General features: G+C 73.4%; 10 protein-coding genes and 1 tRNA gene. 6 read left to right on the forward strand and 5 right to left on the reverse strand.

The genetic code is table 11. The features are described 5' to 3' along the window. Nucleotides 1-240: 240 nt before the first annotated feature. Nucleotides 241-771 carry a cell division protein SepF gene (sepF, locus tag ABZ374_RS07340; RefSeq protein WP_360307480.1) on the forward strand — a complete coding sequence of 177 codons (531 nt, stop codon included), beginning with the start codon at nucleotides 241-243 and terminating at the stop codon, nucleotides 769-771. A 75-nt stretch (nucleotides 772-846) separates the two neighbouring features. On the opposite strand, the gene ABZ374_RS07345 is transcribed toward sepF, so the two are convergent. The 4 genes from ABZ374_RS07345 to ABZ374_RS07360 all read right to left on the reverse strand — a co-directional run bounded on the left by ABZ374_RS07345 (nucleotide 847) and on the right by ABZ374_RS07360 (nucleotide 4,051). Further along, nucleotides 847-1,458 (reverse strand): nucleotidyltransferase family protein, encoded by a 612-nt coding sequence (locus tag ABZ374_RS07345; RefSeq protein ID WP_360307483.1) that lies wholly within the window; start codon nucleotides 1,456-1,458, stop codon nucleotides 847-849. 123 nt (nucleotides 1,459-1,581) lie between these two features. Next, complete coding sequence (locus ABZ374_RS07350; protein WP_360307486.1) at nucleotides 1,582-2,796, reverse strand: HAMP domain-containing sensor histidine kinase; 1,215 nt, start codon at nucleotides 2,794-2,796, stop codon at nucleotides 1,582-1,584. Then, entirely contained in the window at nucleotides 2,793-3,482 is a 690-nt protein-coding gene (cseB, locus tag ABZ374_RS07355; RefSeq protein WP_360307489.1) for a two-component system response regulator CseB, read from the reverse strand. The genes ABZ374_RS07350 and cseB overlap by 4 nt, the downstream gene beginning before the upstream one ends. Further along, complete coding sequence (locus tag ABZ374_RS07360) at nucleotides 3,479-4,051, reverse strand: hypothetical protein (RefSeq protein WP_360307492.1); 573 nt, start codon at nucleotides 4,049-4,051, stop codon at nucleotides 3,479-3,481. Before ABZ374_RS07360 ends, cseB begins: the two co-directional genes overlap by 4 nt. 110 nt (nucleotides 4,052-4,161) lie before the next feature. Here ABZ374_RS07360 and ABZ374_RS07365 point away from each other — a divergent pair, with 110 nt between their 5' ends. Both ABZ374_RS07365 and ABZ374_RS07370 read left to right on the forward strand, forming a co-directional pair. Then, nucleotides 4,162-4,983: a polysaccharide deacetylase family protein gene (locus tag ABZ374_RS07365; RefSeq protein WP_360307495.1), complete on the forward strand. Its 822-nt coding sequence runs from the start codon at nucleotides 4,162-4,164 to the stop codon at nucleotides 4,981-4,983. Nucleotides 4,984-5,185: 202 nt separating this feature from the next. Next, nucleotides 5,186-6,211 (forward strand): DUF4328 domain-containing protein, encoded by a 1,026-nt coding sequence (locus ABZ374_RS07370; protein ID WP_360307498.1) that lies wholly within the window; start codon nucleotides 5,186-5,188, stop codon nucleotides 6,209-6,211. A 91-nt stretch (nucleotides 6,212-6,302) separates the two neighbouring features. Here the strand turns inward: ABZ374_RS07370 and ABZ374_RS07375 are convergent. Continuing rightward, a tRNA-Lys gene (locus tag ABZ374_RS07375) sits at nucleotides 6,303-6,376 on the reverse strand. A gap of 206 nt (nucleotides 6,377-6,582) precedes the next feature. Here ABZ374_RS07375 and ABZ374_RS07380 point away from each other — a divergent pair. From ABZ374_RS07380 to ABZ374_RS07390, 3 genes are all read left to right on the forward strand, one after another. Beyond that, entirely contained in the window at nucleotides 6,583-7,881 is a 1,299-nt protein-coding gene (locus tag ABZ374_RS07380; protein WP_360307501.1) for a hypothetical protein, read from the forward strand. A gap of 77 nt (nucleotides 7,882-7,958) precedes the next feature. After that, nucleotides 7,959-9,959, forward strand: coding sequence for an AAA family ATPase (locus ABZ374_RS07385; RefSeq protein ID WP_360307504.1), 2,001 nt, complete (start codon nucleotides 7,959-7,961; stop codon nucleotides 9,957-9,959). After that, a complete protein-coding gene (locus tag ABZ374_RS07390) occupies nucleotides 9,952-11,226 on the forward strand; it encodes a hypothetical protein (protein WP_360307507.1) in 1,275 nt (424 codons plus the stop codon). Before ABZ374_RS07385 ends, ABZ374_RS07390 begins: the two co-directional genes overlap by 8 nt. Nucleotides 11,227-11,228: the final 2 nt, after the last annotated feature.

Here is an 11,228-nt window from a genome sequence, read left to right on the forward strand (position 1 = left end):
ATCGTGTTCGAACGACGCGCCCGGAATTTCGATGCGGTTCGCTTCGAAATGCGCGGATAAAGACCTCAAATGGCGTCAGAAGCCGCACTGGGTACGCCCGTTCGAGGTCGGTTGGATGATCTGTCCGTTTATAGGCGCGTCGTTCGACGCACCAGGCCCGGCACTCGCATACAGTTCGGTCGAGTGGAGGATGACGAGATAGCCCGGACGGGGCCGGGACGAGCGGACGCGGAGGTGCCCATGGGCGCATTGCGCAAGGCCGGCTCGTGGCTCGGGATCGGTTCGGGGGACGTGGACGACGACCTGTACCGCACCGGCGCGGGTGCCTACGAGACCGGTACATACGACGCGGAAGACGACGACACGGGGTCGCGCTGGGTCTACGACGACGAGCCCGAGGAGTCGCGTTCGCGCGCCTTGGAGGGCAGCGTGGTGCCGGCGTCGGAGGTGTTCGCCGCGCGGGCAGCCGCCTCGGAGACGCCGGCTCGGCCGAGCACGCGGATCGCCGTCGTGCACCCGAAGAGCTACCACGAGGCACGGGCGATCGGTGAGTACTTCCGGCAGGACATTCCGGTCGTGATCGACCTGACGTCGATGGACGAGTCGGACGCCAAGCGGGTGGTCGACTTCGCCTCGGGGCTGACCTTCGGCCGCCGAGGTGCGATCGAGCGACTGGCGAAGCGGGTGTTCCTGCTGATGCCGGCCGACGCCCGCCTGCTGACGGGCGATCCGTCGCAGCAGAACCACGACGGGTTCTTCAACCAGGCATAGCACCGGGCTCGGGCGGTGCCGAGCACACGAGACTTCGTACGGACCCGGGCCGGGTGGCCCGGGTCCGTACGGCGTTCAGGGGGTGAGCCGGTCCAGGTCGGCGGGTGTGTCGATGTCGAACGGGTCGGCGATGTCCGCGCATTCGATCAGCCGGACCCGGGCGCGCTGGGCGGCGAGCAGGGTTCGGGCGCCGACGTCGCCTTCGGCGGTACGGGCCAATTCGGCCCACCACGCGCGGCCGAACAACACCGGATGGCCGCGCCGGCCGGTGTAGCCCGCCGCGATCAGGTCCTCGGGCCCGGCGGCCGCGGCGATCAGGCGCGCGACGGCCGCGGCGCCCACGCCGGGCATGTCCACCAGGGTGACCACGACCGCCTCGGCGTCGGTGGGCAGGGCGGCGATGCCGGCGGCGAGCGAGGAGCCCATGCCGCTCGCCCAGTCGTCGTTGCGGACCACGACGGCGCGGGCCAGGTCCGCCTCGGCCAGCACGGCGTCGGCCTCGGCGCCGAGCACCACGACGACCCGGTCACAACCGCCGCGCAACAACTCGCCGATGCCGAACTCGACCAACGGCCGCCCCCGATGCGGCAACCGGGCCTTGGCCCGCCCACCGAGCCGGCGCCCACCACCGGCAGCCAACAACAAACCGACCACAGGACCCACGCGACACTCCTTCTTCGCTGTCATTCGCCCGGGGGAGCGCCGGGCCGCGCCCATGAGGCGAGCCCTCCGCACAACGCGGGCGAGCCCTCCGCACGATGCGGGCACACACCCGCCCGACGCGAGCCGCCCGTCCGAGGCGACCCGCCCTCACGGCGCGGCCGACGCCCCGGACGGCAGGGTCAACTCCGCCACCGCCCCGCCCGATTCCGGATTGGCCAGCGTCAACGACGCGCCCAGTACCGCCGCCTGGCCCATCGCGATGGTCAACCCCAGCCCGTGCCCGCCCACCGCCCGGTCGTCCGTGCCCTTGCGAAACCTGCTGGGCCCCTCGCGGAGCAGCGTGGCCGGGAAACCCGGTCCCGCGTCCCGAACCCGGATGCGCGGCCCGTCCACCTCGACCACCACCGGCGCCAGCCCATGCTTGGTCGCGTTGGTCAGCAGGTTCGCCAGGATGCGTTCCAGCCGCCGGGGGTCGGTGATCACCACCTCTTCGTCCGCCACCCGCACCTCGGCCGCGGGCGCGATCGTGGCCACACGCCGGGCGGCGAACGCACCCAGCGCCACCTCGGTCAGATCCGCGCGCTGGGTCGCGGTGTCCAACCGGGCGACCTCCAGCACGTCCTCGACCAGCGAGCGCAGCGCCCGGACCCGATCCCGGACCAACTCGCCCGGTCGATCGGTGGGCAGCAGGTCGGCGGCGGCGCTCAACCCGGTCAGCGGGGTGCGCAACTCGTGCGCGATGTCGGCGGTGACCCGGCGCTCGGCGTCCAACCGGGCCTGCAGCGTGTCCGCCATCGCGTCCATCGCGGTGGCCAGTTCGGCGGCCTCGTCCCGATTGCTGCCGCCGATCGCCGCCCGGACCCGGATCGAGCGCTCGCCGGCCGCGACCCGCCGAGCCGCGTCCGCCGCCCGGCGCAGTCGGCGCGACAGCCGCGCCCCGATCAGCACGCCCGCCGCGGCGCCGCACACCACCACGCACACCGCGCCCAGCACCAGGACCCGGTCCAGCGAGGCCAGATCGCTGGTCCGGTCCCGATAGCTGGAGCGCAGCGACAACACGTGCCCGTCCACCCCGACCGCCGCCCAGATCCACCCGTCGGACAACTGGGTGGCCCGATCGCCGTCGCGCACCGCGACCCGCAGCGCCCCGGGCAGCGCGGGATCGTCCACCCGGCTGCCGAAGGTCGGCTGCCCGGTCCGGGCGAACTCGCGCAGGGCCAGGTCGATCCGGTCGACCTGGAGCTTGCGCGCCTCGTCCGCCTGCTTGTACGCGAACGCGAAGTGCACGGTCAGGCTCAGCGCGAGGGCGACCGCCACGCTGACCACCGTGACCACCGCGGAGATGCGCCAACGCAGGCTCACCCGGTCGACCCGGCCCGCAACTTGTAGCCGAAACCGCGCACCGTCTCGATCCGGTGCGCGCCGATCTTGTTGCGCAGCCGCTGTACGTGCACATCCACCACGCGTGTGTCCCCGCCCCACGCGTACTCCCACACGCCTTCGAGCAGGGTCTCCCGACCGAGCACCGTGCCCGGCGACTCGGCGAACCGCAACAGCAGCTTCATCTCGGTCGGCGTCAGGGCCAGCACCTTGCCGTTGCGGCGCACCTGCACGCCGTCGGGGTCGATCTCCAGGTCCCCGAAGCGCAGCGGTCCCGGGTCCTGGTCCGGACCCGCGGCGCGTTGCGCGCGGCGCAGCAGGGCCCGGATCCGGGCCAGCAGGACGACGGTGTCGAACGGCTTGGTGACGTAGTCGTCGGCGCCCGCCTCCAGCCCGACCACGATGTCGATCGGGTCGTCGCGGGCGGACACCATGATCACCGGGATCAGGCTCTCCGCGCGGATCCGCCGGCACAGGCTGATCCCGTTCATCAGCGGCAACATCACGTCCAGCAGGGCGAGGTCCGGCCCCTCGGCCCGGAACGCCGCGAGGCCCGCCTCGCCGTCGGCGGCGGTGCTCACCCGAAAGCCGTCGCGTTCCAGATTGAGCTGGGTCGCCTCGCGGATGACCTCGTCGTCCTCGACCAGGAGCACGTGCGGTTTGCTCACGACACAGCCTTTCCATCGACGTCCTCGACGAACTCCGAGCCGTCCCAGCGCAGTCCGACCCCGTGTTCGCCGAACGGGCAGACCGCGGGTTCGCTGCCCTGGTACACCGGCAGTTGCAGTACCAGCATCTGCTTGCCGATCTCGATCCGGCTGCCGGGCTCCTCGGAATCGAACACCCGCTCGGTGCGCCCGTCCTCGAAGAGCCGGTAGACGTACGCGGCCACGTCCCGGCGCACCGTGCAGGTCTCGGCACCGCACTGGAACACCGACACCACCGCGATGGGCACCGGCGGCCCGCTCGTTCCGGGCGCGTTCAGGTATTGCGCGACCACCGGATAGGACGTGCCGCAGGACGGCGTCAGGGCCGCCTTGACCTTGGCGTTCACCCCCGAGTCCTCGCGCAGGACGCGGACCGGGTCGATGCTCAGGCCGGCGCCGGAGGGGGCCGGGGCCAGGGGTATGCCGACCGGGTCCGGCTTGCCCGCGACCCGCACGCCGGAGTCCACCGCGCACCCGGTGATCAGGGCAAACAGCAATAGAACCAGCGGAACGCCACGTTTCACCGACATCCGACCGATCCTACCCGTCGGGCCCTGTTACACGATCTACGGATGACCGACGGCCACCCGCAACGACGACGCGGGCAACCGGATGGGCGGCGCCGATTAGCGTCGCCGTCATGACCTTCGCAGACGACTCCGGCACCCCGAGGAACGACGACCCCACGGGCCTGCTCGACACGCCCGAGAACCGCCGGAATCGCCCCCTGCGTCGCAGCGCGCTCCTCGCCGTGCCCCTGCTCGTCGCGGTCGCGATCACCGGCTTGGTCGCCGCCGACGCGGACACCCTGGGACAGAAGTCGCCGCAGGCGGCCGGGACCGCGCCGACGACGGCGCAGATAGCCGCGAAGCCGATTCCGCGACCGCTGCCGGAAAAGCCGCTCTATCGCATATCGACCCAGGACAAGGTCGCGTTCCTGACCATCGACGACGGGGCGTACAAGGACCCGGAGATGATTCGGGTGCTGCGCGAGGCGGGGATCCGGCCGACGCTGTTCCTGACCGATCAATACGCGAGGCAGGACGCGGAGTTCTTCCGGCGGATGCGCGACGAGACCGGCGGGGCGATCGAGAATCACACCCTGGACCACCCCAATCTCCAGGGCAAGTCGTACGACGTGCAAAAGAACCAGATCTGCAGCACGTCCGACGCCTACGAACGTGCCTTCGGCAAGCGCCCGACGCTGCTGCGCCCGCCGTACGGAAACCACGACGAGAACACGATGCGTGCGGCGGGCGATTGCGGCATCGAGCGCGTCGTGCATTGGAGCGCCGAGATCCGGAACGGCGAAATGCAATTCGCCGTCGGGGACCGGCTCCGGCCGGGCGACATCGTGCTGATGCACTTCCGCAAGGAATTCAAGGCGGACATCCGGTCCTTCGTCGATCGGACCCGGGCCGCCGGCCTCACCCCCGCGTTGTTGGAGGACTACCTGAAGTAGCGCCGCGCCACCGGCCGGCGGGCTCGCGTGCGAGTGTGGGCACAACGTGCCCGGGCGGGGGGCGCCACCGTGGAGGGGCTGTGCGATGCGGAGCGGGACGAGTGGGTCGAGTGGGGCACGTGCGTCGATACCGGGGGCGGCGGCCCAGGGGCCGCGACCGCCTCGCCCGCTGCCCGGGGCGCGATGGTGGGCGCTGCTCACGGTGCTCACGCTGGTCGTGGTCGCCGGTGATCACGTGCTCGGCTTCCGGGAGGTCCTGACGGGTCGCCAGTACGACGGGGACGACGGACCGCGATGGATCGTCGGGATCGCCGTCGCGGGCGTGCCGTTCCTGGCCTGGGTGGCCGCCGTGCGGTCCCGGGCCCTGTTCCGGCCGGGCGAACTCGCCCCGGAGCTGACCCGGTCCCCCGTCGCGCCCTGGCTGATCCCGTTCCACCAGTGCTGGGCCCCCTACGGCCTGATGCGGGCGATCGTCGCCGGCTGCGCGGGCGGGGCGCGGTTACGGGTCGTGCTGCGGGTGTGGTGGACGTTGTGGATCGGGATGTGGGCGGCCTGGTGGACCTCGGTCGGGATGGGCCTGTTCGCGGACTCCGACGGCCGCGGCGCCGACTCCTGGGTGATCGGCGCCGACGCGACCTTCCGCGCCGCGGCGGTGGCCGCCGCGGTCGCCGCGATCGTCCTGGTCCTCGCGCTGACCCGGGCCCAACACGCCCTTCGTGCGGAGCCCCCGGCCGACCGCACCTGGGCGGAACTGCGCCGGAACGGGCTCGACTTCACCACTCCCGCGGTCGTCGTCGTGTGTTGCCTCGGCGCCCTCCCGATGTGTTGGGTCGGCACGGTGTACGTGGCCACCGGCCCGCTCTCGGTCACGCTGTCCCACGACGAGTTCGTCGGCACCTGGCACGACGCGGGCGGCGGCCGGGTGAGCCTGACCGCCGACGGACGATTCGTCGCCAACGGCCTGCCCGGCCGGGACTGGCAGGAGAACCACCCGGAGCACCTGCCCGTGCCGATCGCCGAGCGCTGGTCGGGGGAGGGCCGTTGGACGTACGACGAGGGCACTCTGACGTTGACCACGCGGCCCGCCGCCGGCTCGCAATCCCCGCCGGCTCTGCCGGAGTTCTACCTGGATGGCCTTCGGCCCCGCGGCGCGCGCGCACACCCGCGGCTGATCACCGAGTTGGGCGACCCGGACCAGTCCATGCGCTACGAACTGCGCAAGGACTGAGGACCGCCACCGGCCCCCGCGCGGCCGGGCGGTGCGGAACGGCGAGAAGGGCCCGCCGGAAACCGGGGGGCCCTTCTCGGTGTTGCCGCTGTGCGCCGCCAGGGACTCGAACCCCGGACCCGCTGATTAAGAGTCAGCTGCTCTAACCAACTGAGCTAGCGGCGCTTGCTGCGAGAGAAATACTACCCGATGTTCGGGGGCGCTCTCACCCGGGTTTTCCGGCCGGAGCGCTCTCACCATCGGTGACGATCACGTTACGGGGACGGGTTCGCCGGGTGCGCTGCCCGGCGTTGGTGTGGCCGAGTACCGTGCTGCTTGTACGTCGTCGCGACCCATACCGTCGGGCCGGTCGTGTTCGCGGGGGAGACGCCATGTCGGATGCCGGGGCGGTACGGGCATTCCGGTCGGCCACGCATCGGGAGGACGGGGTGGAGCCTCGACTCGTCGCGATGCGGGACTTTCTGGCCAACGCCTCCGATGCCGAGGTGGCCCGCAACCGGGGACTGATCGAGAGTCAGATCGAGGCGGTCGCCGCCCAGCAGCCGCAGACCGCCGCGCGCATGCTCGCGGACGTGCTCGCACGCGACCCGCAGGGTCGGTACGCACGCGCGGTGGACGCGGTACTGCGCTGGTGGGTGGTGCAGCCGGGCAACGGCTTCGCCGAGACGTGGGGCACCCTGGAGCGGGCCTTGGCGGACGGGCCGCGCCCGCTGGAACGCGCGCTGCTGGAGGTGCTCGGCGGACTGGACCCGCGCGCGCCGGTCCGGCATTGGCGGGTGGCCGCCACCACGCGCGTGCTGGAATGCCTGGAGGAGCGCTTCGAGCAGCCCTGCCGACACCCCGAGCACGACCTGTGGCGGCTGTTGCCGGTGGTGGCGCCGCCGGGGGCGCCGACCGGGCGCGGCGACTGGGTGTGTGTGCTGGGCGATCGGGCGGCGGCACGCGGTGCGGAGGCCGAGGCCCGGACCTGCTACCGGCTCGCCTTCGAACAGGGGTGCGCCGCGGCGGCCCCGCGGCTGGCCCATCGGCTCGCCGTCGAGGGGCATCGCGAGTTGGCCGGCGGCGACCCGGGTCGGGCGGTCCGGTTCCTGTACGAGGCGGCGATGCTGGATCCGGACCACGCGGAGTACGGCGAACTGCATCGGGCCGCCGTCGCGGCTCGGGACGGCCGCCCGGCCGCCGGCACCCGGCCCGGCTCGGCGGCGGCCCTGGTGTCGGCGGCGGCGGAGCTGCTGGAACGCGGCGACGACATGGGTGCGGTCCGACTGCTGCGGCGCGGTCTGCGCGAGGCCGAGGACGCCGCGGGGCCGCAGCCGGACAGCTGGCCCGTGCGCCTGTTGCTGGGCGCGTTGGAGGACCACGACGCGATGGTGGCCGGCGCCGCCCGCGACCTGTTCGAGCGGCACGGCGCGGCCTGGGCCCGGCGCACGCCGCTGGGGCCCGGCCTGGTGCTGCATCGGGTCACCCGGGTCGACCCCGAACTGGCCGCCGCGTTGGTGGAGTCGTTGCCGGCGGAGCTGCGCGCCGGGCGACTCGGCCGGGCCGTCTCGACGGCGGCCGCGTACCGAATACTGGCCTCGGGTGTACGCGCCCTGGGCGCGGGCAGGCCGGAGGTGGCCCGGGCCCGGGCGGACCTGGCCGAGCGACTGCTCGACGGCGACGAGGCGTGAACGGCGCGACGTGACCGGCACGGTGTGCGCGGCGCGACGTGGACGGCGGGCGAGGCGAGCGAGGCGGGGGAGACGACGTGGACACGGACATCCTGGGGGTGCCGGAGCAGGTGTTCGACAGTGCGCTGCTCGCGGCCACCCGCCGATTCGCCGGCGCCGCCGCGGTGGCGCGTGAACTGGGCGCGGACACCGTCGAGGTCGCGCACACGCTGATCGCGCTGGCCCGGATCGACGGCGGGCGCACGGCGGGCCTGTTCGATCGGCAGGGCATTCCGCCCGACGTGCTCGCGGCCGGCCTGCTCGGTGGCGGGGCCGCCGACCGAGCCGACGCGGCGCCGGGTCGCGAGGACCGGCCGGCCGGGCTGCTGGGCGGGCTGCCGGTCACCGGCGATCTGCGGCTCGCCTTCACGGCCGCGGCCGACGCCGGATACGTCGACGAACGGGCGCTGCTCGCCGAGCTGTTGCCGCGCCTGGAAGCGGGCGCGGTGGACCTGCTCGTCGGCTACGGCCGGGTCGACCTGGCCGCCTGGCAGGCCGAGGTGGCCGCGCCGCGCTCGGCGGTCGAGGTGCTGCGGGCCGACGGGTCGATCGATCCCGCCCCATTCGGCCCGGGAGCCCGCCGGGTGCTGGCGATCATGGCCACCGAGGCGGCCGGCCTCGGGCACGAACGTTGCGGTATCGCGCTGCTGCTGCACGCGCTCGCCGCCACCCCGGGCGGCCTGCTCGAACAGGCGTTCCTGTTCCTGCGGCGCGACGTGCGGGCACTGCGCGAACAGACCATCGCGCTCACCGGCACCCGGGGCCGCGGCGCGCCGGGCACCGGGCCCGCCGGGCCGGACGAGTCGCTGCGCTCGACCCTGCGCCGGGCGGCGGCCTTCGCCGCGATCCGCGCCGAACCGGGCGGCGATCCGGACAAGGGCGAGCCGATCACCGAACGCGACCTGCTCGCCGCGCTGCTGGACACCCCCAGCGGGCTGGCGGCCGGTTTCTTTCGCGACATCGGCCTGGACCTGGACCGGCTGCGCCGCTTCGCGGACACCTACTACCGCGAACCCGCCGAGCCCGAGCCGACCCGGGTCGCCGAACCGCTGTCCCCCGAGGAGGCGGTGCGCCGGGTCCGCTCCCGGCTGATCGGCCAGGAGAGCGTGGTCGAGCGACTGGCCTTCCACATCGAGCTGATCAAGCGCTCGCTGAGCCGCGGCTTCCGCCCGGACGACCGGCCACGCGCGGCCCTGTTGTTGTGCGGCCCCAGCGGGTCGGGCAAGACGATGACCGCGCGGCTGCTCGCCCAGGTCGTCTACGGCTCGGAGGAGGACGTCCTGGTCTTCGAGATGGGGCAGTTCAGCGCGCGCGAGTCGATCAACAACTTCATCGGCGCACCGCCCGGCTACGTCGGCTTCGGCGAGGGCAAGTTGACCAACGGACTGCGCGACAACCCGCGCCGGGTCTTCCTGTTCGACGAGGTGGAGAAGGCCGACGCCCGGGTCCTGGACGCGCTGCTGCGGCTGCTCGACGAGGGTCGGATCAGCGATCCGGCCGGCCCCGTCCGCGAGGCGCACGACGCGGTGGTCGTCCTGACCACCAACCTGGGCGCGACGCACTCGGCGGCCGAGGCGGTCGAGGACGACGTGGACAGCGTGGACAACCTGATCGGTTCGATCCTGGCCGAGGGCTCCACCGGCAACACGGCCGCGAGTGCCCGCCTGCGCCGCACCATGGAGGGGTTCTTCCGGCCCGAGTTCCTCAACCGCGTGGACGAGGTGATCCTGTACTCGCCGTTCGGCCCCACCGAATTGCGCGGCATCGCCGAGAACGGCCTGGCCCGGCTCGCCGCCCGGCTGCGCGAGCAGATCGGCGTCGACCTGCGCTGGAGCGACGAGGCCGCCGCCCACATCGCCACCGTGGCCTGGCGCGGCCGACCCGAGGAGGCCGCCCGCGGGGTCAACCGCTGCGTCAACGCGGTGGTGCCGGGCGTCCTGCGGCTGCTCGACGAGCGCGACGCGGCCGGTCGGCCGATCGGCTCGGTCCGGGTCGAGGTCGCGGCGGACACGCTCGTGGTGGGGAGCGGCGATGACTGACCGGGCGACGCTGCGCGCGTTCGCCGCCCGGCTGCGCGCCCACGGGGTCGGCGAGGACGCGGTGGACGGCGACGCCTACGCCGGCCTGGGCAGCGGCGGCGACGCGCAACCGTGGAGCGCGCGGGCCGAGGAACTGTGGACGAGCGGCGGCGGCTCGTGGCGCACCCACCACCTCGCGGTGGCGCTGCACGCGCGGGCCTACGACCTGGAGGCGGCCGGTGATCCCGAGGGGGCGTTCCCGTACTGGAAACGGGGGTTGGCGCACTGGGCCGAGCTCTACCACGACAGCGCGTTCTGGGACCGGATGCACGAGCACCTGGAGGCGGTCGGCGGGACCGAGGTGCCGGCGGCGATCGTGCAGGAGGTACGCGAGCGGTTGCCCCGCGACCTGCTCGCGCCGCACCTGACCCTGGCCGCCGAACACCGGGTGCCCGATCCGCTGCGCGCCCGCTCGCACATGGACCTGATCCGCGAGTCCGGCTTCCCGCGCTCGGCCGTCCTGGGTGCCCGGGCCGACCTGGTCCGCGAGGTGCTGGCCGAGGCGTCGCGCGACGTGGAGGAGGGCCGCTTCGACGAGGTGGTCGAACTGCTCGCCTCGTGGCTCGCGGTGGACCCGGGCAACCTCGGGCTGGCCCGGACCCTGCTCTACGCGGCCCGGCGGCACATCGAGATCGTGGTGGCCGCGCCGGGCTGGGCCCGAAAGATCGAACCGCTGGTCGAGCGGGTGGCCCGGCTGGTGCTGCCGGCCTGGGACGAGATCGGCACGCCCGAGGGCTCGTTCGCGGTCGAGCTGGCCCGCAACGAGTACTGGCGCGGGATCGTGGTGCGCGAGCTGGAATCCGGTCCGGCGACCGAACCCGCCGCACTGGAACAGGCCACCCTGCGTTCGGGCCGGCACCTGCTGCGCGCGCTCGAACTCGACCGCGACCTCGCGGTCAAGAACATGTATCGCGACGTGGAACAACTCGCCGCCGAGGAATGGGCCCTGGCCGCCACCGCCCGACAACGCCAGGGCCTGCCGGACGGCCACGTCCGGGACGCGCTGCGCCGGGCGCTGGCGATGTCCGAGCCGGGGTCGTGGGGTCGACTGTTCATGGCGCGGGTGCTGATCAACCTGCACACCGTGCGACCGGACGACCTGGCCACCGCCCGCCGGTTGGCGGACGAGGTGGCCGCCGATCCGGAGGCGAACCAGCCCGACGTCGTCAACGCGCTCCGCGGGGTCGTGCTGTCCCTGGCGTCGGCGCGCGGGTCCGAATGGAGTTGAGC

It is taken from the genome of Embleya sp. NPDC005971 (assembly GCF_040629175.1).
Lineage (GTDB): Bacteria > Actinomycetota > Actinomycetes > Streptomycetales > Streptomycetaceae > Embleya.

Bases quoted from the DNA above. Each gene is read 5' to 3' on its own strand.
- ABZ374_RS07380 (WP_360307501.1), top strand. From the start codon at position 6,583: ATGTCGGATGCCGGGGCGGTACGGGCATTCCGGTCGGCCACGCATCGG.
- sepF (WP_360307480.1), top strand. From the start codon at position 241: ATGGGCGCATTGCGCAAGGCCGGCTCGTGGCTCGGGATCGGTTCGGGG.
- ABZ374_RS07365 (WP_360307495.1), top strand. From the start codon at position 4,162: ATGACCTTCGCAGACGACTCCGGCACCCCGAGGAACGACGACCCCACG.
- ABZ374_RS07360 (WP_360307492.1), bottom strand. From the start codon at position 4,051: ATGTCGGTGAAACGTGGCGTTCCGCTGGTTCTATTGCTGTTTGCCCTG.
- ABZ374_RS07345 (WP_360307483.1), bottom strand. From the start codon at position 1,458: ATGACAGCGAAGAAGGAGTGTCGCGTGGGTCCTGTGGTCGGTTTGTTG.
- ABZ374_RS07390 (WP_360307507.1), top strand. From the start codon at position 9,952: ATGACTGACCGGGCGACGCTGCGCGCGTTCGCCGCCCGGCTGCGCGCC.